Source organism: Campylobacterota bacterium (assembly GCA_040752835.1).
Lineage (GTDB): Bacteria > Campylobacterota > Campylobacteria > Campylobacterales > Sulfurimonadaceae > Sulfuricurvum.
Window position 1 is genome coordinate 122,628 of record JBFMGG010000007.1, and the last position, 22,203, is coordinate 144,830.

The window sequence follows — 22,203 nt, forward strand, 5'->3', positions numbered from 1 at the left end:
ATGTTTCAGACGTTTGCCGAATTTTACGACAAAAGCCATCCGGTAACACTCTTGGTGTTACTGGTCCTCTCCGTTTACTTCATCGCGATCAACTGGGTCTTTTTTTACCGCTATTTTTCGCTCAATCAATGGATATATACCGAAAATCAATCGCTGGAATCGCTTTTGATGGGGCAGCAGAAAGTTCCCGAATACGCTTATCTCAGCCATTTTACAAACTCCTCTTCTCTCTCGAAAGCGCTTTTTGACCTGGCGTCGTACGCTTCGACCAAAGAGGCGACCAAAGGGCTGATGCTCCTGTCGGTTGTGGCGTCGACGACGCCGTTCATCGGTTTGTTCGGGACGGTGATATCGATTCTGGACACATTCGATCATATCGGGCACTCCAGCGGGACGATGAGCATCATCGCCGCCGGGGTTTCGGATGCGTTGGTGGCAACCGCATCGGGTATTTTCGTCGCCATTTTCGCCTATACCTATCACCAGATTCTCAAGCGTAAGTCGTTTGAACTCTCGGGTCTGATCCGGATGCAGGGCGATGCACTTTTGGCGAAAGAGTCCTGATGTACGATTGGGAAGAAAAACCGGAACTTAACATTACGCCGCTGGTGGACGTCATGTTGGTGCTGCTGGCGATATTGATGGTGATCTCTCCCAATATCGTTTACGAAGAGTTGATTCGCCTCCCTAAAGGTTCGGCCCAAAAAGAGGTGACGCAGAAAGAGAAAATCGAGATTTCTCTCTCCTCGGACAAAAAAATCACTCTTAACGGCAAACCGTATCCGTACGAGACGTTCAACGACGACTTCGTCCTCTTCTCGACATCGCTTCCCAAAGATTCTCCCGTCCGTATCAGCGCGGACGGACGGCTCAGCTACAACGACGTGATGTATGTTCTCACCGCCGTGAAACGTGCGGGATTCCAAGAAATATCGCTTCCAACGACGAATTGATTGCCAATGCATTTGTGATTGAAAGGCGTTGCCAATGAATTCACATAACGAACGTTATTTTTTCATCAGTGGTCTGATCGCTTTCTCTTTTTTCGCAGTGCTGGTGCTGCTGATCGGCTACAGCCTCGCTGCGGCCAATAAAATCGAACAGTTTGCCATGGTCCAGAGCGACGTCGTCTCCGTATCGATTGCCGACGTTACAGAAGTTACCCGTTCCGAACCCCCCGAACAAAGCGAGCCTTCGGCCGACCTCTCCCCCGCCGAAGAAGAGGCGGTACCCGAAGCGAAAACGCCCGAAGAGCCGGTTCCTGACATTTCCGACCTTTTTGCGCAGGTGAAACCTAAAAACGACCCTAAAAAGAGTCCCGAAACGCAAAAGCGCAACGAACAGCTCAATGCCCTTGAACAAGAACTGCTCAAACCCAAAGAGACTTTGCGGATCAGCGACAAGGTGAAAAAAGTCGAGCTCTCCAGGCCCGGGATGAAAATGGTCGTGCAGGGAGCCTCCTCGGGACCGATCGTTAACGAATACCATGCTAAGATTCAGGGACTCATTTATGCCCGTTTTCACCCTCCCTCGGGATCGCAGGGACAGGCTGCACGCGTGCGTATCACGATCGATGCGGCGGGGAGGCTCGTTTCGTACAAGGTGATCGCCTATTCCCGGAGCGTTTCGCTCAACGGTGAAGTCGACTGGCTTCGGGAGCGGCTCGAGACAGTCGTATTCCCGCCTCATCCCGAGGGGAGGGACGCGGTGCTGGAATGTATTTTAACGGCCAAGGAGTAGCCATTTGAAGTTTTTGTTTGTTTTGTTCGCGGCGGTTTGTTTTCTGCGTGCCGCCGATGCGACGATCGAAGTCGTCAAAGGGGTCGAATCGCTGCCGAAACTGGCGGTGGAAGACGCCTCGGCGTTTAAAAGCGACGCGACGGTACGGATGTCCAAAATGCTTGTTGCCGATATGCAGGTGGTGTCGTTGTTCGACGTTGACGCAAACTATGCGGCGGCTCCCTATGAATCGACTGTGCCCGCACCCGTTCACAAAGATGCGCAGTACCTTCTCCGCTACCGGCTGCATGACGACGGAAACGGGGGAATGAAAGCGGATGTGCGCCTGATCCGAAACGGCCAGGAGCTGTTTGCCAAGTCCTACGTCCTCAAACAAAGCGAGATGATGGTATTCCTGGCCCATTCGATCGCATACGACATCAATGCGAAGATGGGGGGCACCCCGATGGAATGGATGAAACGTAAGGTCCTTTTGACCCGTTTGAGTGCTCCCAGACGCGCCGACATCATCGCCGCGGACTATACCCTTTCGTACCAGAAAGTGATTCTCAGCGGCGGGATGTACGGTTTTGCCAAATGGGCCAATCGCGAACAGACCGACTTGTACTATACGTCGCTGAGCGATTTCAAGCCGACGATTTACAAAATGAATCTTTCCAGCGGCAAGCGGGAAAAACTGATCTCTTCGGACGGAATGGCGGTGTGTTCGGATGTCAGTGAAGACGCCAAGCGGTTGTTACTCACACTCGCCCCGGCGGGACAGCCCGATATTTTCCTCTACGATACCCAAAGCGGCACCAAAACCCGTCTTACCGACTATTCGGGGATTGACGTCAACGGACAGTTTCTGGGGAACGAGGGGATCGCGTTTGTTTCGAACCGTCTGGGATACCCCAACGTCTTTGCAAAGAACTTCAATTCCACCGCCGTTACGCCGCTCGTTTACCAGGGAAAAAACAACTCTTCACTCAGCGCATACAAAAATCTCCTTGTCTACAAAGCGCGTGAAAATCCTGCCACATACGGCGGAAACTCGTTTAACCTCCATCTGCTTTCGCTCAATTCAGGGAGTGTCAAACGTCTGACCGCCAGCGGCGAAAACGATTTTCCCCGTTTCTCTCCCGACGGAGAAGCGATTTTGTTTATCAAGCAAGAAGGGAGCCGCAGCTCGGTCGGCGTGATCCGTCCTTCTGTTAACAAAAGTTTTGCCTTTCCGTTGAAAATGGGTCGTATCCAGTCCATCGACTGGTAATGTTTACCGTTTTTCGGTACCATAACGCATATCACAAGTATGAGGTGACAGCATGATGAAAAATGCAGCTTTGATCAGTGCCACGGTAGCACTTTTAGTTTTGAGCGGATGCAGCAGCAAAGAGCCTGCGATCGACGCAACCGCTTCTTCGGCATCCGCCACGGGTACGAACACGGCTTCTTCTGCGGCGACCACCGCCGGTACGGATTCGAATGCGGTCATCGCACCGATCACCAACGCCGCTACGGCCGATACAACGGCTTCGTCTGCAGTCGGGACTAACGGTTCGGAAGGCGGGTTGAACAATATCCTGTTCGACTACGACAAATTCGACATCCGTGAAGATATGCAAGAGGCGATGAAAAACAACAGCGCGCTCGTCAAAGGCAAAAACGTCAAACTCGAAGGAAACTGCGACGAATTCGGAAGCGACGAATACAACTACGCCCTCGGCCTCAAACGTGCCAATGCGGTCAAAACGGCGCTGGTCAATGACGGTATGAACCCTGACTCGATCACGATGGTCAGTTTCGGCGAAGGCAATCCCGTATGTCTGGAGAAAACTCCAGAGTGCTGGCAAAAAAACCGTCGTGTAGAATTCAAACTTCCCTAAATGCGTACGTCTGTCGCGTTTTTAACACTCCTTTCATTCTCCCTTTCCGCATCCGAACCGTCGGTTTTCGGTGCGGGTAACCTGAACGTTCCCAACCCTTACGGTCTTACCAGTGAAGAGAAATTGATTCTCGAAAACAAAAAAGAGATTCAGACGGTGTTGCAAAAACACAACGTCCAAAATGCCAAGGTCGAAACCGTGACCGAACGGCTCGACGGTCTGCAGACCATTGTCGAAGGGCTGGCGCAGACGACCAACGAACACCGGCAAAAGCTCCAGCGGCTTGGAGACGATAACGCATCGCAAAGTATTTCCGAACTGAAAAAACAAATCGATGCCAATACCGAAAACATCGCCCAGTTCAAATCGCTGCTCGAAGAGCTCTCTTTGGTCGTTGACGGGATCAATGCCAATTACGTCACCAAAGATCAGTTCGCCCAGCTGATTTCCCAGCTCAAACTCAAACCGATCGCGGCAAAAAAAGGGGAAAACCCGGCCATCGTGAGCGTATCCGCGATCGAAAAAGAGGCTTTTCGGCTTTTCGGCGAAAAAAAGTTTGCCGAAGCCCAGTCGATGTTCGAGCAGATGGTGCAGAAAAAACACAAAACGGCCGAGGCGCATTACATGATCGGGGAGTGCCAGTATGAGCGCAAAGCCTACAAAGAGGCGGTAGCAAGTTACAAAGAAAGCGCCTCACGCAATGAAAAAGCGCTGTATATGCCTACGCTGCTGCTCCACTCGGGGATTTCCATGGAAAAAACGGGCGATCAGGCGATGGCCAAAGCGTTTTACCAGGCGACCATCTCCAAATACGGCGGCAGCGGTGCGGCACGAGAGGCGCAGGAACGGATCTCTAAGCTCAAGTAGCTACCGGTGCGCTTTCAGCGTCGCTATAGGTAAATGTGCTAAAATCGCACCATCTTAAAAGAAGGCTATATTATGGCAATTGAAACGAATCAGATCGTATCTCTTGAGTACGAAGTACGCGACGGCGGAACCGTCGTAGACAGCAACGTCGGCGGACACCCCCTGGTATTCATGTTCGGAAAAGGGCAGATCATCCCGGGTCTCGAAACAGGGATCGCACACATGAATATCGGCGATAAAGGCGATGTTCTCGTGAAGGCGGCGGACGCTTACGGCGATTACAATCCCGAAGCCCAGCAGGAACTTCCGCGCGAACAATTCGCCGGAATCGATCTTAACGTCGGGATGACCCTCTACGGACAGGGTGAAGACGGCGGTACCGTCCAGGTCATCGTCAAAGACATCAAAGACGACTCCGTCGTTATCGATTTCAACCACCCCCTCGCGGGCAAAGACCTGATGTTCACGGTCACGATCCACAACGTACGCGACGCGTCACCCGAAGAAGCGATGACGGGCATTCCTGCCGAAAATCGCGTAGAGAGCAGCGGATGCTGCGGAAGCGGCGGTAACCACGGCTGTGGATGCCACTAATTTCCTGACGGCCTCGAACGCTTCGATCGAAGCGTTCAAGACGGCCAATCTTTTGAAGGGATTAGGGGTCAACGCCGTTATTTTCGGAGAACGGGGAACGGGTAAACTGACCCTTGCCCGTTACATCCTTCCCCATGCACCCGTAATCGATGCGAGCCGTTTCGATGAATTGCTCGACGCGATCGAGTCCCACAGCGAGGTTATCATTTACCGCCTGGACAACGTCGCAAACCTGAAGCGATTGATCGAAGCGTTGCAAAAGACCCGTACGCGCGTCGTCGCAACCGCGGGCGGGCGCTATTCGCAAGATCAGCTTGACGAGATTTTCACGATCCGCCTGGCGTTGCCTCCACTGTCCGAACGGAGCGAAGATGTCGCCGTACTGATCGACGCGTTCGTGCAGGAAGCACGCCACACGCTGGGCAAAACGGAGCCGTTTGAACGCAACGGATTCGTCCCCGATCTGAGCGAAAACGCGATTTCGCTTCGTCGTCAGGTGTACCTGCATTATCTTTTCGACAGCATCGGGGAAAACGACCTGATGGGGATCATGGAACACTATCTCAGCGACAAGCTCGGCAGCAATAACGATTACCGGGCATTTTTGCACCTTTATGAAGTGCCGCTGATCCGTGCAGGGATCAAGCGATTCAAATCGCAGCTGCAACTTGCCGAACGGCTGGGGCTCAACCGAAACACCCTGCGTAAAAAAATCGCAGACCATTCCGATTATCAACTCGAAACAAAGGAGCATTAATGTCCAAAAAAATTGCGATGATATTTCCCGGCCAGGGGAGCCAGAGCGTAGGGATGGGGAAATCCTTCTACGAAAACTCTCCGCTTGCCCGTGAAATGTTCGAAAAGGCGGGGGAACGGATCGGTGTCGATTTTGCCAAACTCCTTTTCGAGCCGAACGAACAGCTTGATCAGACCGCCTATACGCAGCCTGCCATCTTGCTGGTATCGTTGATCGCCTATCGCCTTTTCCAGGAAGCTCGTCCGAGCGATGCGGTGATGTTTTTGGGACACTCCCTCGGTGAATTCAGTGCCCTTGCGGCGGCCGGTGCTATCGATTACGTCGATGCGGTGGAGCTCGTGCACAAGCGCGGGGCATTGATGCAAAGCGCATGCGAATCGATCGATGCGGGGATGATGGCTATTCTGGGGCTTGACGATGCGCTCGTCGAAGAGCTGTGCGAAAAAGCGCAAAGCGAGGGCAAAAAAGTGTGGCCGGCGAACTACAATCAGGCCGGACAGCTCGTCGTTGCCGGGCTCAAAGCCGATTTGCAGTCGATGGAAAGCGTTTTTAAAGAAGCGGGAGCGAAGCGGGCCCTGCTGTTGAACATGTCGATCGCCAGTCACTGCCCGCTGCTTGAAAGCGCGCAGGCCCCGTTGGCCGAGGTTATGGAAAAAATGCTCGTCGACACCTTCGTAGCACCCGTAGTTTCGAACGTCACGACGGGCAAGTATTCGAACAAAACCGATGCCGTGGCGCTGCTGAAAGATCAGCTGGTCAAGCCGGTCAAATACAAACAGTCGATCGAAGCGATCGCGGGTGAAATCGACGTGATGATCGAATTCGGAAACGGTGCGGTCCTCAAAGGGCTCAACAAACGGAACGCTCCCGATATCGAGACCTACGGCATTTCCGACATGGACAGCCTCGCGAAGGTTTGCGAAGCGCTCGCATGAAAATCGCCCTCGTCCAGACCTCGCCGCGACTGAATCGTTCCAACCTTGCGGAGATTTTGGAACGGGTCCAAGAAAATGCCGACGCCGACGTGGTCGTTTTCCCCGAACTCTCGCTGAGCGGCTACCTGCTGCAGGACAAGCTGTTCGAAGACGCGTGGAACCTCGACGAACTCGAGCCGCTGGCGCAGGCGAGCCGACAATGCGACATCGTGGTCGGCGCGGCGATGTGGGACGGGGGGAAAGTCTACAACAGCGCGCTCTATTTTTCGCAGGGTGCGTTGGCCCACATGCATCATAAAAATCATCTTCCCACCTACGGGATGTTTGAAGAGGGGCGGTATTTTGCCGCAGGCGATGCAATCGAGGCGTTCGATACCCCTCACGGCCCTGCGGTGATGGTCGTATGCGAAGACCTCTGGCATGCGGATACGATCGACGCGATCGCCCAAAGCGACGCGCAGATCGTTTACGTTCTCGCCGCGTCTCCGGCGCGCGAGTTCGGCGACGCGGGGATCGGTATCGAAGTGCAATGGGACGCGCTGCTCAAAGCAACCGCGCTTCTGAGTCACAATTACGTCGTCTTCGTCAACCGTGTCGGCTTCGAAGACGGATTGGGCTTTTGGGGCGGCAGTCGGGTCATTACCCCATCCGCAGAGACCGAGCATCGGCTTGAGCTTTTCAAGCCGGGCAGCATGAACGTCGAACTGAATCATCGTCTTCAGAAACTGGGGCGTTACCTCGCCAAAAATTTTTAATACAGACAAGGAATCCAATGAAAATCGCAATTATGGGCGCAATGCGCGAAGAGATCGAACCGATCCTCGAATCGGTAGGAAGTTATACCTCTTTCGACCATGCGGGAAATACGTTTTACGAATGCCGCTACGGCGACCACGATCTTGTCATTGCCTATTCGAAAATCGGTAAAGTCTTTTCGGCGATCACCGCGTCGGTCATGATCGAGCGTTTCGGGGCTGAAACACTCCTCTTCAGCGGTGTGGCCGGCGGAATCAGCAAAGAGCTGAAAATCGGCGATCTGGTGATGGCAAGCGCTCTGTGTCAGCACGACGTCGACATTACCGCGTTCGGCCACCCTTACGGTTTTATCCCCGAGGGATCGGTCATGGTCGACGCCGACCGGCCCCTCATCGCACTGGCCAAAGAGGTGGCCCTGGCGATGGGTGTAGAGGTCAAGGAAGGGATTATCGCGACGGGAGATCAGTTTGTCGCCTCTGCGGAGCGTAAGCACTGGATCGAGACGACGTTCAAGGCTGACGCCCTGGAGATGGAAGGGGCAAGCGTCGCGTGCGTGTGCGCCAATTTCGGGATTCCGTTTTTTATTCTGCGCGCGATCAGCGACAGCGCCGACGGCGATGCGGGGATGGACTTCGATACGTTCTTGCAAAGCTCGGCCAAAGTCAGCGCCCGCTTTATCCTAGAGATGGTTAAACGCCTTGGGCATTAAACTCAGCAAAAAAATCATGCGCCAGATCGGCCGTACCAATGCGGCGTTCGGTCTGATCGAGGAGGGGGACAGAATTCTCGTCGGTCTGAGCGGCGGGAAAGATTCCCTTACGATGGTGCACGCCCTGATGGAACAGCAGCGGCGCGCGCCGTTTCGGTTTGAAATTCTGGCCGTCACCGTTACGTACGGGATGGGGGAGGACCTTTCGGCCCTGATCGCGCATTGCGCCGAGCATGGCGTCCCACACCGGGTATATGAGACCAATACGTACGAAATCGCCGCTGACAAGATCCGCCACAACTCATCGTTTTGCAGTTTCTTTTCGCGGATGCGCCGCGGAGCTCTTTATACGGCGGCCAAAGAGTTCGGGTGTAACAAGGTTGCCCTGGGACATCACCTCGACGACGCTGCGGAGAGTTTTTTCATGAACCTGATCTACAACGGTCATCTGCGCTCGCTGGCCCCCAAGTACCGTGCCGAAAACGGATTGGTCGTCATCCGTCCGCTGATCCAGCTGCGTGAGCGTCAGCTTGCCGCGTGCGCGCTGGAGAACGAGATGCCTACCGTCGGCGATGAGGCGTGCCCTTCGATGCGGTTCGACGTCAAGATGCCGCACGCACGGGCTTCTATGAAAACGATGCTTCACGAAATGGAGGCAAAATACCCCGATTTGTTTGTGTCGATCAACTCTGCGTTCGGCCACATCAGCGACGACGCTTTCTTCGACCCCGAACGTTTTAACGTTTAGCCTCTTCGTAATCGAGCCGTTTGCGGCTCAGAAACTCGATAATACGCTCCTGATAGATCTTGCTCTCATCCCCGGATGTGCAGGCCTGAAGCCTGCGCAGGTGGGAAGGCTCGATTTTCTGCGCGTAGCGGGGCATCAGACGAAGCTCTTCGACGATGTCGTAGATGAGGGTCTGGTCGTTGCGGGTTTTTTTGCTACCCGAAGCGGCAACGTACTCCTGAACCGTCATCACCAGTGCCGCGGCACGGTCCGATTCGGCATAAATCTCTCCCGCAATCTCTTCAAGCGCCCCAAGATAACGGTGGATCGGCTCTTCGGCGCCGGCGATCATGACCGCGTACGTTTTGGCACGAAATTCAAGCGAAGTATGGTGATAGACAAAAATTTCACGGAACGCACTGAAAAAATGGTTGCGTATTTGTCTTAATACGGTTCGCACCGGCGCTCCTTTTTTCCCGAATTATAGCGTAATAATGCCAACGCCTTATGATCGGCACGGCTGAGGGAAAGGGCTTCTATCTCTTTAGGGGCGAACCACTCGAACCCATCCGCGTCTAAAGGCTCGTTGCAGCGGTAAACCTCCGCTTCGAGGGCGAAATGGGAGTAGTGCTGGGTCACATGCCCGAGCAAAAGCGAAGGGGACGGAGGTTTTTCGTCGGTTTCGAAAAATCCCCAAAGACCGTGCAAAAAACGGGAGGTGCGTTGTTTAAGCGCGTACATCCCGTTACGCTCATAGACGATGAGGTTGAGCCGTCGGATCGGTTTGGGCTTTTTGATTTTTGCCTCGGGGTAGGCGAGGGGATCGTTCCTGCCCGCACAGTATTCTGCGAACGGGCATCGGTCACATACGGGTTTTTTGGGAAGACAGACGGCGGCGCCGAGATCCATCATCGCCTGATTGTATTCGAACGGACTCGAAGCGTCGAAAAGGCGGTAGGCGTATTCCCACAATCTTTTTTCGTTCCGTTCTTTGAGGGCGTAATAACGGTGGAGAATACGTTTGACGTTCGCGTCGAGAATCGGAAGGCTCTCACCGTAAGCGAATGCCGCGATCGCGTGGGCGGTAGAACGGCCGATACCGCTGAGTTTCATCAGCCCTTCGGCATTGTCGGGGAGGTGTCCCTGGCACTGGCGGGCGGCAATGTGAAGGTTTTTGGCCCGCGTGTAGTAGCCCAGCCCTTCCCACATTTTCAGTACGTCGTCGAGCGGGGCCCCGGTCACATCGGCGAACGTGGGGAAGCGTTCCAGAAACGGGAAATAAAACCTCTCCAGCACTGTTTTGACCTGGGTCTGCTGGAGCATGATCTCGCTGAGGTAGATCCGGTAGGGATCATCGGTATTGCGCCAGGGCAGGTCGTGGCGTCCGTGGGTTTCGTACCAGGCGAGGAGGGCGGAGTGTTCAGCGCGTTTCATACGTGAATTGTACCCAAATCGATCGGCCCGAATGGAGTGGTAACTTGACGGACATCAATTTTCGCTGCGCCGTTTTTCGATATTGTTCGCCCCGATAAAAGAGGGGATTATGAAGAGACACATCGAACTGTTTGAGGAGTTGAGCTTTTCGGAGATGCAGAAGCTTGGAACCATCGCTTCGGAAAAAAGATACACGCGGGGAAATCTTTTGTTTTTCGAAGGGGACGAACCCAAAAAGCTTTTTTTGCTGCTTGATGGGATCGTCAAGGTCTACAAAGTCGATTCGCGGGGGAATGAAGTCGTATTGCATTTTTTTCAGCCGCAGACGCTCATCGCCGAAACGGCCCATATGGAGCGGATCCGTTATCCCGCGACCGCCGTATGCGAAACGGAGTGTCTGGTACTGGAAATCGACTACGCGCAGTTTGAAAAAGATTTTTTGTGCAATCCCGAGATGAGTCTGAAGATCATCCATTCGCTCAGTAAAAAGGTCAAGGCGCTTCAGAACGTGATCAGCGCCAATCTGACGATGGATACCCTCGGGCGGTTGTGCACATTTCTCTACGAGAACGAAAACCATGTGGGGGAAATCTCCCACCGAAAGATTGCCGCCATCCTCAACATCACCCCCGAAACCCTCTCGCGCAATCTTGCGGTTCTGAAAAAAGCGGGGATCGTCACCGTCGAAAAACGAAAAATCGTCATCCTCGAAAAAAACCGCCTCCGCAGCTATTGTTGATCCGGGTCAATGAAAGAGGGCGGGGGGAAAGAATATCATCCCGCTTCACGTTCGATCGTGTCTTCGGCCGCGGTGAGCGAAAATAGATGTCAAAGGTTCAAAGACGATGAGTATGTTTTGTTATCAGTGTGAAATGAGTACGCCAAACGGCTGCGGTTCTACGGGTGCAACGGTCGGCACATGCGGAAAGGATGAAAATCTTGCGAGATTGCAGGATACGATGATTTTCGGGCTTAAAGGGCTCAGCGCGTACCGCGAGCACCTCAACGAGCTTCGCCCCCACGAGACGAAAGAGATCGACGATGTGATGAGCGAGACGCTTTACTTTACCCTCACCAATGTCAATTTCAATTTCAACGACCACATCAGCCAGTTGATGAAAGTGGGCCGTGCGGGCGTCGAGGTGATGGATAAGCTTTCCAACGCCCATACCGCCAAATTCGGTATTCCGACTCCCGTGGTGGTCTCCCAAAACAAAGTGGAAGGGAAAGCGATCCTTGTGAGCGGGCACAATCTGGAGATGATGGAGAAACTTCTCAAAGCGACCGAAGGGAAGGGAATCAACGTCTATACCCATTCGGAGATGCTCCCCGCCCACGGATATCCGGAGCTTCGCAAATACCCGCATCTCAAAGGGAACGTCGGGAAAGCGTGGTTCGATCAGGCCGAATTGATGAAACGGTTCAAAGGGACGTTCGTCGTCAATACGAACTGCATCGTCCCCCCCAAAAAAGATGCGGACTACGTCGACCGCGTCTTTACCTACAAAATCGTCGGGATCGAAGGGGGGACCCCGATCGTGGAGGACAATTTCGACGAGCTGATCCGCAAGACTCTTGCGTGTGAGGACACGGTGATGGACGATGGCCTGAGCCTTACAACCGGGCACCACTACAAAACGATCCTGACCCTTGCGCCGCAGATTCTCAAAGCGGTAGAAGAGGGGAAAATACGGCAGTTTTTCGTTATCGCCGGATGCGACGCTCCGGGCAAAGCGGGGAATTATTACCGTGAAATGGCGCAGAGCCTTCCCGAGGATTGTGTCATCATCACCTCCAGCTGCGGCAAATTCCGTTTCAACGATATCGATTTCGGAGAGATCGCGGGGACGGGGATCCCGCGCTACCTTGATCTTGGGCAGTGCAACGATTCCAACGGTGCGGTGGAGATCGCCAAAGCGGTGAGCCAGGCACTGAATACGCCGATCAACGACCTTCCCGTCTCCATCGTCCTCTCATGGATGGAACAAAAAGCGGTCATCATCCTGCTGGCACTGTTCAGTCTGGGGATCAAGGATATTTATCTGGGGCCCAAGCCGCCGCAGTTTGTGAACGAGGAGATTTTCAATTTCCTCTCGGAACATTTCAATCTCCATCTCACGGGCGATCCGCAGGAAGATTTGAAAAACCTCCTTCTTCCCAAAGCGGCTTAAGGGACCGCCGCCAGGACGGACTGTCCTGCCGTAGGGTATTCAGCCCAAGATGGCGGGAGGGTTGAAATACCAGAACGCCGCCAGGGCAAGGATGCCGAAAAAAGCGACTTTAAAAACCCATTTCATCAGTTTCAGATACATCAGGAAAACGATGATCCCGATCAGCCCTATCGAACTCAAACCGTATCCGCTCATCAAAAAATCGATCATAACGACTCCGAAAACAAAATGCGCCATTATAGCAAATGCTATAATCGCGTCATGAAAACGGTACATTCCCTCTACAGCGATTCGATCGAAATCAAAGGATCGAAATTCATTGCCCATCTGATGCCGATCGCGATGTTCGAGAGTGAAATGGTGCGCTTGCGTGCCGAACACCCCAAAGCGGTCCACTGGGTCAGCGCTTCCCGCAGTCTCAACGAATTCGACCAGGTCGTAGAATCGTCCAGCGACGACGGAGAGCCCAAAGGGACGTCGGGGAAACCGACATTGGCGGTTTTGCAGGGGCACGAGCTCATCAATGCCGCCATCATCACGGTACGCTATTTCGGCGGGACGAAGCTGGGGCCGGGGGGGCTGGTGCGGGCGTATGCCGATTCGGCTAATGCCGCCGTGGGAACGGCCGAACTGAGGGAATACGAAAAAACGTACCGCAAAACGTTTGCGACCGAATACAAAAATATTTCGATCGTCGAATACGAATTGACGCAAAACGGCGTGAGCTGTATTGCCAAGGAGTTCGGCGGCACCGGAGCCGAATTCACGGTCGAAGCGACCGCCGAACGGCTCGAAAAACTCTGCACCGCTCTGGGCCGGTTGATCTTTTAGGATTTACTCCACAACTTTTCGTTCAGTTTCAACTCTTCCACCAACCCGATCGTATTGCGCAGCGTATTGACGTATTCCATCGCCTGTTTGTAGTCGAGCAGGGATGTGAACAAAGCGGGTTCGAACAGGTCTCTTCCCGTAGCCACGGCGATATGGATATGGTTGTGGACAAACGAGACGAACAGCGGATGGGGAAGTTTTATTTGAAAGTCGAGGATCCGCTTCATCATCGAATGGGTGAGGATGTAGCGCGTTTCGATGGGATCGCTGCCGTAGACGACAAACCGTTTTTCGAATTCGGGATCGTCAAGGCGGATGAGACCCTCACGGGCGAAATTTTTGGATTGAAGCCATCCGCCGATCAGAGAGCCGAAGATTTTTTCGGCATGATCGGGGAGGATGACGGTTTTGGCGTGGAAATGCTTATTAAACTCGGCAACCACAAACAATCCCCGAAAGAGGGTGTGCCATTGGGTCCGTCCCTTGGAGTCGCGGGTCTGGTATTCGGCGTGGACGTCGGAAAACTCCATCGGTACCCCTTTGATGGAGCCTTTGACGTAGTCGTTACCGCTGTAACGGTCGATGGAGCGTTTGAAGAGATCGCTGCGTTCGAAAAGGTGCTGTGAAACGGTGAAGCCGGGGTTATAGAGGAGATGGGGATCGATCGCATGGATCAGGGGGGTGATGATGCGCGTTTTGAAGTCTTTGGCATACCCTGAGCTTATCTGCCGATAGGCGAATCCCGCCACGGCCAGGAACCCCATCAGCAACACGAATACAAAGGGGTGGAACAGTCCGAATGTTTTTCCCGCCCAGGCGGCGCAGAGAAAAAAAACGACGATGCCCATCCCCCCGTACCATTTGATGCGCCCGACGATCTCTTGTCGGTTTTGTTCGAGTTCACGAACGGCAGGATAGAGCTCCCGGTAATAAAAGTCGGTAAGTTCCGAAGCGCTTTTCATGAACGGTTGAAAAGATCGCCGACGCTGACGTTCTGCCGCTCGTTGAGAGTGATTTCAAACACGGCCCGGCGTTGCAGCTTCATCCATCCTGCCATCAGATTGGTCGGGAACATCTCGATGGCGTTGTTCAGGTCGGTGACGGCCTGGTTGTAGGCGCGGCGCGCGGCGGAAATCTGCTCTTCGATTTCGGCCAGCGAGCGCTGCAGATGCATCACGTTTTCGTTGGCTTTCAGATCGGGGTAGGCCTCCATCGCCACCGTGATTGATCCGAGCGCGGCGGTCAGTTTGGCGTCCAGAGCGATTTTCCGTTCGTCGCTGATCCCGCTTTTCATCCCCTCGCTGCGCAGTTGCGTGACTGTCTCCAGCGTCGATTTTTCATGTTCCATATAACGTTCTACGGAAGCGACCAGATTGGGGATGAGGTCGAACCGTTTTTTGAGGACGGCGTCCACTCCCGCGAAGATGTTGTCGACCTGATTTTTTTTACCGATCAAAGAGTTGTACATCAGTATCAGAATGAGCGACACTACGGCAAGAATGATGAGAAAAAGCTGCATGAGGTTCCGTTCCTTGGTGTGGATTTGGATTATTGTAGCGTATAGTTTGGTTACTTAATCGTATTTTGAGTTTCACGGGAGTACATTTAGTGAAGAGATACCTTACGAAAAGGAGGAAACGATGACGATCAGTTCCTATCTTTTTCAAAGCCCGCACTCCCAGCCTTTCCAGGTGGGCCGGCCAGATCCGGCCATGCTCAAGGCGCAGGAAGACGAAGCAAAACAAGAGCAACAGCAAATGGAAGAAAAGAGCCGAAAATTTTCGGAAGATTATTCCGGGTATCGGGATAGCGGCCTGAAAATCAAAAGCGCCGCCGCGTATGCCGCGGATGAGGGGTTCGCACTGAGCGCCGAACAGGTGGAACAGTTATCCGACGCGTCGCGAAAAACGAATCAAGGGAATTACGTCAAGGTTTACGCGCAGGAAGACGGCGCGCGTTAATCCTGTTAACAGTCCATTGATAGAGGGTCAATAAAGCTTTGTTAGACTTGTCCGAAAAGGAGTTTGCATGAAAAGCGTGTTGATAGCTTTGGCCCTTTCGGCCGCCTCTTTGGAATTGATGGGAATGGGGGATGAGCCGCATGAACATCACGATTCGGTAAAAACCGATGTACGGCAGGTCTACTCGGCAAGCGGGAAGATTAAATCGATTGCCGAAAACGGCGAATCGGTCCGTATTTTCCATGATCCCGTTCCCGCCCTCAAATGGCCTGCCATGAACATGAAGTTTGAATTTTCGGAAGGAGTTTCGGAACGTTCGTTTAAAAAAGACGAAACCGTCCGTTTCGATTTCATCGAAAAAGAGGGGCGTTACATCATTACCAAGATTTCCCGATGAGAGGGTTGTGGATGATGGCGATCGTGTTTGCCGCAGGATGGGGTGCTGAGTCCGTCCTTCACAATCCTCCTCCGCATCAGCCTGAGGCGCAAAAGGGGAAAGAACACTATACCCCTCTTCCCGATACCCTTAAGGTAGATGAAGAGATGCGCATTCAGCAAGAAAACGCGATCCCCGGAGGAAGAGGGGACGGGATGCACAGTTACGGCATGCCGGCTGGGGAAAAATCCGAAACGGAAACAAGACCATGAAAACGTGGCCTGCGATCTGCGTTGCTGCGGTGCTGGGGCTGAGTGGCTGTTCCGTACCCGGTAAAGAAGGGGTATTCCGGTCGCTAAACGAAGGGATGGGGAGTAATCTCGTATGGATCAAGAACGAGAAGGAGGCTGCAGCGGTCGAGCAAAACGTGACCGCCATCCTCGCCCGGCCGCTGGAACGCGAAGATGCCGTCCGCATTGCCCTGATCAACAACCGTTCGTTGCAGCAGACCTACGAAGAAATCGGGATAGCGCACGCCGATTTGGTGCAGGCGGGGTTGATGAGCAACCCCGTACTGGGATACTCGGTCGGAAGGGGCGGCGGCGTGACGACGAAGAAGGTCGGGATCGAACTGGCGTTTTTGGACCTGTTGTGGATCCCTCTTCGGAGAGAACTGGCCGGGATAGCGCTGGAAGAAACCAAAGCACGGATCGCCGATGAGGTACTTCAAGCGGTGCGGGATACCCGTAAAGCGTACGTCGATGCGTATACGGCCGAAACGATAGCCCGGTTTCAGGACGAGCAGCTGTCGTCGGCTTCGGCATCGGCACAGCTGGCCGTTCGGCAATATACGGCGGGGAATCTCTCCAAGCGGGATATGCTGAGAATGCGTGCGGAGTATTCCCGTGCCCGCATCGATGCGCTCGCAGCACGTCAGGCGGCGTCGGATGCCCGCGAAGAGCTCAATAAACGGATGGGCGTTTACGGGCACTTCACCGATTATCGGATGGCTGAGACGGAGAGGTCGCTCCTTGCGCCGCCCGTTTCGTCGGAAGATCTCGAACGCGAGTCCATCCGTCGGCGTTTTGATATCGCCGCCGCCCGAAAAAAACTCGAATTTGCCGCCAGAGCCGCAGGGATGGTCGAAAGTACCCGCTTGCTGGACGAACTTTCCCTCGAGTACGAAAATGAAAGAAGTACGGGGGAAGCGCGTTTCAATACGTTGGGAGTGAAAATCCCCCTGCCGCTGTTCGACGTGGGGCAGGGACGTGTCGAAAGCGCGAAGGCGGAGTACAATCAGGCGTATCATGCCCTTTACGCCCTTTCGGTCAATGTCCGCAGCGACGTCCGTCGCGCCTATGCGGCGCTACGGTATCGTTACGATATTGCCGCTGAGTATCGGAACGCGTTGTCGGGAATCCATCGCGAAGTGCTGGAGGAAACGGGGCTTTATTACAACGGGATGCTCGAGGGAATATACGCATTGCTCGAAGAACGCCGCCGTTACGGCGAGATCCAAATCGGATCGGTCGAAGCGGCGGGAGAATACGAAAAAGCGCGGATCGATCTGGCTTATGCCCTCGGTTCGCCAATGGAGGATGCTGATGCAGCACAATAGACGCAATTTCCTGGGATTGGCATCCGCAGCGCTCGCGGCGGCCGCCCTTCCAAAAGTGTCGGGGGCTTCGGAACACGATCACGCCGCCCACACGGTTGCAAGACGGCAGCTGAGCCGGGTGGAGAACCCGGTGAAAGTTCTTTCTCCCTCAACGGTCGTGACGCCCCGGAAGGGAAAAAACTACAACCCCGTACTCACCCTTAACGGCTGGAGCCTTCCGTACGAAATGAAAGAGGGGGTCAAGGAATTCCGTCTCGTTGCCGAACCGGTCGTGCGGGAATTCGCACCCGGCATGGTCGTCAACTGCTGGGGGTACAACGGTACGTCGCCGGGGCCAACCATCGAAGCGGTGGAGGGAGACAGAATCCGCCTGATCGTCACGAACCGTCTTCCCGAACATACGACGATCCATTGGCACGGTCTGATTTTACCCAACGGTATGGACGGGGTCGGGGGACTGACGCAGCCGCAGATCAAACCGGGAGAAACGTACGTGTACGAATTCACCCTTCGCCAGAGCGGAACGTTCATGTACCATCCCCATGCGGACGAAATGGTGCAGATGGCGATGGGAATGATGGGGATGTTTATCGTCCATCCCAAAAATCCGAAACTGCATCGGGTCGACCGTGATTTTTGCTTTCTTCTCGCCAGTTACGATGTCGCGCCCGGAACGTATACCCCCGATCCTGCGACAATGACCGAATTCAACCTTTGGAGCTTTAACAGCAGGGTGTTTCCGGGGATCGATCCGATGGTCGTACGCAAGGGAGACCGGGTACGGATCCGGGTCGGCAATTTGACGATGACGAACCATCCGATCCACATGCACGGCCACGTTTTCGAAGTGAGCGGAACCGACGGCGGATGGGTTCCCAAAAGCGCGCGGTGGCCCGAGGTGACTGCCGATATACCGGTGGGATCGATCCGTTGCATCGAGTTTACCGCGACCGAAGAGGGAGATTGGGCGTTCCATTGCCATAAATCACACCATACGATGGGGCCGATGGGACACGGTATCCCCAATATGCTCGGGGTCAAACAAGACGATCTGACCGAGAAAATCAGCGACCTTCTCCCCGACTACATGTACATGCCGATGGGGCGCGGCGGTATGGCGGAGATGCAGGATATGGCCGAGATGGGAATGGCACTCCCCGAAAATACGTTGCCGATGATGACCGGAAAGGGGCCTTTCGGGCCGATTGAAATGGGGGGAATGTTCACCGTCGTCAAAGTGCGCAAGGATCAGCCCCATGGAGACTATGCCGATCCGGGATGGTTCGATCACCCCGCAGGGAGTGTAGCGCAAAAAGTATAGGAGAAATTAAGGAGAAAACACAATAATACGATAATGGTTATCATTTAAAGGGAAGTGGACATGGAAGAGTTATGGTCGGCGTTGTGGGGGTTGAGTGTCGATATGGGGGTTTACATCCTGTTCGGATTGTTGGCAGCCGGAGTTTTGCACCAGTTCATACGCGAGGAATCGGTTCGAAAACATTTGGGCCCCTCGACGCACGGGGCAGTCTACAAGGCGGCACTTGTCGGTACCCCGCTTCCGTTGTGCTCGTGCAGCGTTATCCCGTTTGCCGCGTCGCTGCGCAAAAGCGGTGCATCCAGAGGGGCTACCCTTTCGTTCCTGATATCGACCCCGATAACGGGAGTGGATTCGATTCTTGCCACATTCGGGATGTTCGGATGGGCATTTACGCTGTATCGCGTTGCCAGTTCGGTATTGATTGCGATTGCCGCGGGGGTGCTGATGAACCGTATCGAACCCGATGAAACGTTACAGGCTCCGAAATTTTCCGCCGTTCGTCCCCGGAACCCTCTATCATCGCTGCAACCTTCTTCGTCTCCTCCGGCCGTACCTTTCAGTGTACGGCAAGTCTTTACTTACGGGTTTGGGACATTGCTGGGGAGTTTTAGCAAGCCGCTGTTCTGGGGATTGGTCGTCGGTGCGTTCATCGCCGTGGCGTTACCGCACAACCTTCACCAGCTTTTCGACGACAACCGGGTATGGGGATACCTCATTGCCGTCGCGGTGGCGGCCCCCATGTATGTATGCGCGACTGCTTCCCTGCCGATCGCGGCATCTCTTATAATGGCCGGCGTTTCACCGGGGGCAGCTTTTGTATTCCTCACGGCGGGTCCCGCGACCAATACCGTTACGATGGGCGTGGTCAAATCGATGCTCGGAACGCGCGCCTTGACGGTTTATCTGTCGGTCATTATCGGTGGAAGTCTTCTGTTCGGAGCTTTGATCGATGTGGCATTCGATGCACTCGAATTTCGTATGGCGATGGGGCACAGTGAAAAACCGGGATGGCTCGAACAAGGAGCGGCAATTTTGTTGTGGGGACTCATCGGCTATCATCTTCTCCGAGACCGATTCGGCCGTCCGGACGGAAAAAACTGTTCAAAGGGGAGTTGCTGCGGTTAAAGCGGTGAGTCTGTTGTCAGAATAAGATCCGTCTTCTCCAAACAAATGCCCCGGTGACAGTGCCCAGATAACACATCAGCATGTCTTTCTGGGCATCCCACTCATCTCCCTGCGTTCCCAAAAATGCGGTTCCGAGATCCGCATGGGTCACTTCGGTAGCGAGCCACTCAAGTACCTCGTAAAATCCCGATGCCGCGATCATAAAAACAAACGCGAAGACGAAAATTGTTTTGGAGGGGCTGGCGGAAATTGCGAAGAGTTCGGCAAACGGGACTAACAGCAAAAACCCGAAGAGAAAATGGGCGACGCGATCGTAATGGTTGCGTTCGAAACCGAAAAAGCGGGTAAGATGATCAAACCAGGGCATCTCGCTGTAGGTGTAGTGGGCGCCGATCGCATGCAGAACAAAAAACACAAACAGCATCCATGCGGCGGCGTCGGAAAATCCGAAACGGCGTTCCCCCCATACCACGATCGGCAGCGCGACAAACACCAATATGTTTTCGAGCAGCCAGTCTTCACGATACCACGGATCGATTGCCAGAGCTAACCAGACCATAACATAGGCAACGAATAAAACGGGTTTGAGTTTCATCGGACAATCATAACACAAATAAAAAAAAGGGGAGAAAAAAGAGGGTGGCGCAGCCAACGAGACTCGAACTCGCGACCTCCTGCGTGACAGGCAGGCATTCTAACCAACTGAACTATGGCTGCATAAATATGGTGGGAATTACAAGACTCGAACTTGTGACATCTACCTTGTAAGGGTAGCGCTCTACCAACTGAGCTAAACTCCCGGAGTGATTCAAAAAACATGGCGCAGCCAACGAGACTCGAACTCGCGACCTCCTGCGTGACAGGCAGGCATTCTAACCAACTGAACTATGGCTGCACAAAAATGGTGGGCATTACAAGACTCGAACTTGTGACATCTACCTTGTAAGGGTAGCGCTCTACCAACTGAGCTAAACGCCCTTACCGAATATCGAACAATGGCGACCCCTAAAGGATTTGAACCTCTGTTCCTACCATGAAGTGATAGTGTCCTTGGCCACTAGACGAAAGGGTCACTGAACCAACCATGGTGTCTCGTGATGGATTCGAACCATCGACCCCCTCATTAAAAGTGAGATGCTCTACCGGCTGAGCTAACGAGACCTCTTCAACCGACCGAATTCGGTGATTGTGAGGGCGAAATTATAGGGGAAATGTGCCGCTTTGTCAAGAAAAAAAACGTGATTAGGAAAAAAACAGTTCGCGGTCGACGTTGAGGAGCATTTTGACGGCCATCAGGACGCTTTGTTCCTGAATATAGTTGCGATCCCCTTCGAAATGGAACCGTTCGGTGTGGACGGCCGTTTTCGAGCGGGCGCTGATATAGACGGTACCTACGGGCTTGGCGTCGCTCCCCCCGCTGGGCCCCGCCACACCGCTGATGGAGAGGGCGTAGTCGGAAAAGCTGACGTTCATCGCCCCTTCCGACATCTGCATCACCACTTCGGCACTGACGGCCCCGAAAGCGTCGAGCGATTCGTCATCGACGGCGAGCCAGTTGGCTTTGAGGACGTTGGAATAGGTGATGAGCGAACCGTCGAAAACCGCGGATGCGCCGCTTTGTGAGGTAAAAAAGTGGGCCAGCGACCCGCCGCTGCAGCTTTCGGCGAAAGAGAGCTTTTTGTTGTGTGCCCCCAGCCGTTCGATGATAAAGGCGGCGATGTTCGCCGCGGCGATCACCTTGTGGTGCATCAGCCCTTTGGCCGAGGCGATGAACTGCGAAAGATTGCCGTGACGGCGGGCATGGATACGGATTTTAAGCCATCCCTCGACGAGGAGGCTGAATTCGAGCCGTACGTCAAAGTTCTGTGCCAGCGGTTCAAGCAGGGTCTGTGCGCTGGCGAGATCTTCGTTGAACAGATGGATGACCGCCTGGCGTGATTCGTCGCCGATCAGGATCGGGGGGAGGGCTTTTCCCTCCGTTGCGAGGATGACGTTGATTTCGGAGCTGTTATGGTTGAGAAGGTAACTGCCGTTTTCCAGAATATCGGCGCGGGAAGGGATCAGCATGTTGTTTTTAAGCACCTGGTTGTCGGCGGTGACGGTACTGAGAAGTTTGCCGACGATCGTAAAGGTGCTTTTGGTCGTAATGATGACCAGTTTGGATTCGTGTTTGAGAAGCGCGTCAAGATGCAAAAAGAGGTCTTTGTCCGATTCTTCGAAATAGCTGATCGAGTCGATTGAAGAGAAACGGCTTTTGATATTTCGGAGAATGTAGCGCTCGTACGCCTCGTTGAGAATCAGGCGGTTTCCGACAAAAATTACGTCGCGTTTCATAGTCCAACCCTGTATAAAATTGGGGTAGTATAGCATAGTGACAGCAAAATTTAATCACCTAAAAGCTATAATGCACCACTTT

At 53.8% G+C, this 22,203-nt stretch carries 28 protein-coding genes and 6 tRNA genes; 21 read left to right on the forward strand and 13 right to left on the reverse strand.

What is annotated here, in order from left to right:
- From AB1763_06610 to AB1763_06665, 12 genes are all read left to right on the forward strand, one after another.
- A complete protein-coding gene (locus tag AB1763_06610) occupies positions 1 to 564 on the forward strand; it encodes a MotA/TolQ/ExbB proton channel family protein (GenBank protein MEW5832491.1) in 564 nt (187 codons plus the stop codon).
- Entirely contained in the window at positions 564 to 953 is a 390-nt protein-coding gene (locus AB1763_06615) for a biopolymer transporter ExbD (protein ID MEW5832492.1), read from the forward strand. The genes AB1763_06610 and AB1763_06615 overlap by 1 nt, the downstream gene beginning before the upstream one ends.
- A gap of 34 nt (positions 954 to 987) precedes the next feature.
- A complete protein-coding gene (locus AB1763_06620; protein ID MEW5832493.1) occupies positions 988 to 1,740 on the forward strand; it encodes a TonB C-terminal domain-containing protein in 753 nt (250 codons plus the stop codon).
- 4 nt (positions 1,741 to 1,744) lie between these two features.
- Entirely contained in the window at positions 1,745 to 2,992 is a 1,248-nt protein-coding gene (gene tolB / locus AB1763_06625; GenBank protein ID MEW5832494.1) for a Tol-Pal system protein TolB, read from the forward strand.
- A 52-nt stretch (positions 2,993 to 3,044) separates the two neighbouring features.
- On the forward strand, positions 3,045 to 3,605 hold the full coding sequence (locus AB1763_06630; GenBank protein MEW5832495.1) for an OmpA family protein: 561 nt from the start codon (positions 3,045 to 3,047) through the stop codon (positions 3,603 to 3,605).
- Complete coding sequence (locus AB1763_06635) at positions 3,606 to 4,472, forward strand: tetratricopeptide repeat protein (GenBank protein ID MEW5832496.1); 867 nt, start codon at positions 3,606 to 3,608, stop codon at positions 4,470 to 4,472.
- Positions 4,473 to 4,544: 72 nt separating this feature from the next.
- Positions 4,545 to 5,066, forward strand: a complete 522-nt coding sequence (locus AB1763_06640; protein ID MEW5832497.1) for a peptidylprolyl isomerase — start codon at positions 4,545 to 4,547, stop codon at positions 5,064 to 5,066.
- On the forward strand, positions 5,053 to 5,823 hold the full coding sequence (locus AB1763_06645; protein MEW5832498.1) for a helix-turn-helix domain-containing protein: 771 nt from the start codon (positions 5,053 to 5,055) through the stop codon (positions 5,821 to 5,823). Before AB1763_06640 ends, AB1763_06645 begins: the two co-directional genes overlap by 14 nt.
- Positions 5,823 to 6,758, forward strand: a complete 936-nt coding sequence (gene fabD / locus AB1763_06650; protein MEW5832499.1) for an ACP S-malonyltransferase — start codon at positions 5,823 to 5,825, stop codon at positions 6,756 to 6,758. The genes AB1763_06645 and fabD overlap by 1 nt, the downstream gene beginning before the upstream one ends.
- Complete coding sequence (locus tag AB1763_06655; protein MEW5832500.1) at positions 6,755 to 7,513, forward strand: nitrilase-related carbon-nitrogen hydrolase; 759 nt, start codon at positions 6,755 to 6,757, stop codon at positions 7,511 to 7,513. Before fabD ends, AB1763_06655 begins: the two co-directional genes overlap by 4 nt.
- Before the next feature lie 17 nt (positions 7,514 to 7,530).
- Positions 7,531 to 8,223 (forward strand): 5'-methylthioadenosine/adenosylhomocysteine nucleosidase, encoded by a 693-nt coding sequence (locus AB1763_06660; GenBank protein MEW5832501.1) that lies wholly within the window; start codon positions 7,531 to 7,533, stop codon positions 8,221 to 8,223.
- Positions 8,224 to 8,239: 16 nt separating this feature from the next.
- The gene (locus AB1763_06665) at positions 8,240 to 8,971 is read left to right on the forward strand and encodes an ATP-binding protein (protein MEW5832502.1); all 732 of its coding nucleotides are present in this window, start codon (positions 8,240 to 8,242) and stop codon (positions 8,969 to 8,971) included.
- On the opposite strand, the gene AB1763_06670 is transcribed toward AB1763_06665, so the two are convergent.
- Entirely contained in the window at positions 8,961 to 9,410 is a 450-nt protein-coding gene (locus tag AB1763_06670) for a hypothetical protein (protein MEW5832503.1), read from the reverse strand. The genes AB1763_06665 and AB1763_06670 overlap by 11 nt on opposite strands.
- Entirely contained in the window at positions 9,395 to 10,384 is a 990-nt protein-coding gene (locus AB1763_06675; GenBank protein MEW5832504.1) for an A/G-specific adenine glycosylase, read from the reverse strand. The genes AB1763_06670 and AB1763_06675 overlap by 16 nt, the downstream gene beginning before the upstream one ends.
- A gap of 109 nt (positions 10,385 to 10,493) precedes the next feature.
- Between AB1763_06675 and AB1763_06680 the strand changes: the two genes are divergently transcribed.
- Entirely contained in the window at positions 10,494 to 11,123 is a 630-nt protein-coding gene (locus AB1763_06680) for a Crp/Fnr family transcriptional regulator (GenBank protein ID MEW5832505.1), read from the forward strand.
- 106 nt (positions 11,124 to 11,229) lie between these two features.
- Positions 11,230 to 12,555 carry a hydroxylamine reductase gene (hcp, locus tag AB1763_06685; GenBank protein MEW5832506.1) on the forward strand — a complete coding sequence of 442 codons (1,326 nt, stop codon included), beginning with the start codon at positions 11,230 to 11,232 and terminating at the stop codon, positions 12,553 to 12,555.
- Between the two features lie 39 nt (positions 12,556 to 12,594).
- Here the strand turns inward: hcp and AB1763_06690 are convergent, their stop codons facing one another.
- Positions 12,595 to 12,765 (reverse strand): hypothetical protein, encoded by a 171-nt coding sequence (locus AB1763_06690; GenBank protein ID MEW5832507.1) that lies wholly within the window; start codon positions 12,763 to 12,765, stop codon positions 12,595 to 12,597.
- Positions 12,766 to 12,816: 51 nt separating this feature from the next.
- On the opposite strand from AB1763_06690, the gene AB1763_06695 reads away from it, so the two are divergent.
- Positions 12,817 to 13,386: a YigZ family protein gene (locus AB1763_06695; protein ID MEW5832508.1), complete on the forward strand. Its 570-nt coding sequence runs from the start codon at positions 12,817 to 12,819 to the stop codon at positions 13,384 to 13,386.
- Here AB1763_06695 and AB1763_06700 read toward each other — a convergent pair.
- Positions 13,383 to 14,348: a DUF3137 domain-containing protein gene (locus tag AB1763_06700; protein ID MEW5832509.1), complete on the reverse strand. Its 966-nt coding sequence runs from the start codon at positions 14,346 to 14,348 to the stop codon at positions 13,383 to 13,385. The two genes, AB1763_06695 and AB1763_06700, sit on opposite strands and share 4 nt — an antisense overlap.
- Entirely contained in the window at positions 14,345 to 14,905 is a 561-nt protein-coding gene (locus AB1763_06705; protein MEW5832510.1) for a LemA family protein, read from the reverse strand. Before AB1763_06705 ends, AB1763_06700 begins: the two co-directional genes overlap by 4 nt.
- A 121-nt stretch (positions 14,906 to 15,026) precedes the next feature.
- On the opposite strand from AB1763_06705, the gene AB1763_06710 reads away from it, so the two are divergent.
- The 6 genes from AB1763_06710 (at position 15,027) to AB1763_06735 (ending at position 19,787) form a co-directional block, all read left to right on the forward strand.
- The gene (locus AB1763_06710) at positions 15,027 to 15,347 is read left to right on the forward strand and encodes a hypothetical protein (GenBank protein MEW5832511.1); all 321 of its coding nucleotides are present in this window, start codon (positions 15,027 to 15,029) and stop codon (positions 15,345 to 15,347) included.
- Positions 15,348 to 15,414: 67 nt separating this feature from the next.
- Positions 15,415 to 15,744, forward strand: coding sequence for a copper-binding protein (locus AB1763_06715; protein MEW5832512.1), 330 nt, complete (start codon positions 15,415 to 15,417; stop codon positions 15,742 to 15,744).
- Positions 15,741 to 15,995, forward strand: a complete 255-nt coding sequence (locus tag AB1763_06720; GenBank protein ID MEW5832513.1) for a hypothetical protein — start codon at positions 15,741 to 15,743, stop codon at positions 15,993 to 15,995. The genes AB1763_06715 and AB1763_06720 overlap by 4 nt, the downstream gene beginning before the upstream one ends.
- Complete coding sequence (locus AB1763_06725; protein ID MEW5832514.1) at positions 15,992 to 17,341, forward strand: TolC family protein; 1,350 nt, start codon at positions 15,992 to 15,994, stop codon at positions 17,339 to 17,341. The genes AB1763_06720 and AB1763_06725 overlap by 4 nt, the downstream gene beginning before the upstream one ends.
- Entirely contained in the window at positions 17,328 to 18,662 is a 1,335-nt protein-coding gene (locus AB1763_06730; protein ID MEW5832515.1) for a copper oxidase, read from the forward strand. The genes AB1763_06725 and AB1763_06730 overlap by 14 nt, the downstream gene beginning before the upstream one ends.
- 60 nt (positions 18,663 to 18,722) lie before the next feature.
- Positions 18,723 to 19,787 carry an SO_0444 family Cu/Zn efflux transporter gene (locus AB1763_06735; GenBank protein MEW5832516.1) on the forward strand — a complete coding sequence of 355 codons (1,065 nt, stop codon included), beginning with the start codon at positions 18,723 to 18,725 and terminating at the stop codon, positions 19,785 to 19,787.
- A 16-nt stretch (positions 19,788 to 19,803) separates the two neighbouring features.
- Here AB1763_06735 and AB1763_06740 read toward each other — a convergent pair whose 3' ends face one another.
- From AB1763_06740 to AB1763_06775, 8 genes are all read right to left on the reverse strand, one after another.
- Positions 19,804 to 20,382, reverse strand: a complete 579-nt coding sequence (locus AB1763_06740; GenBank protein MEW5832517.1) for a DUF2238 domain-containing protein — start codon at positions 20,380 to 20,382, stop codon at positions 19,804 to 19,806.
- Between the two features lie 45 nt (positions 20,383 to 20,427).
- Positions 20,428 to 20,504 (reverse strand) — tRNA-Asp (locus AB1763_06745).
- 7 nt (positions 20,505 to 20,511) lie between these two features.
- Positions 20,512 to 20,587, reverse strand: a tRNA-Val gene (locus AB1763_06750).
- Between the two features lie 18 nt (positions 20,588 to 20,605).
- Positions 20,606 to 20,682: transfer RNA gene (locus AB1763_06755), tRNA-Asp, on the reverse strand.
- 7 nt (positions 20,683 to 20,689) lie between these two features.
- Positions 20,690 to 20,765: transfer RNA gene (locus AB1763_06760), tRNA-Val, on the reverse strand.
- An 18-nt stretch (positions 20,766 to 20,783) separates the two neighbouring features.
- Positions 20,784 to 20,859 (reverse strand) — tRNA-Glu (locus tag AB1763_06765).
- A gap of 13 nt (positions 20,860 to 20,872) precedes the next feature.
- Positions 20,873 to 20,948 (reverse strand) — tRNA-Lys (locus AB1763_06770).
- Positions 20,949 to 21,029: 81 nt separating this feature from the next.
- The gene (locus AB1763_06775; protein ID MEW5832518.1) at positions 21,030 to 22,121 is read right to left on the reverse strand and encodes a CinA family protein; all 1,092 of its coding nucleotides are present in this window, start codon (positions 22,119 to 22,121) and stop codon (positions 21,030 to 21,032) included.
- Positions 22,122 to 22,203 lie beyond the last annotated feature (82 nt).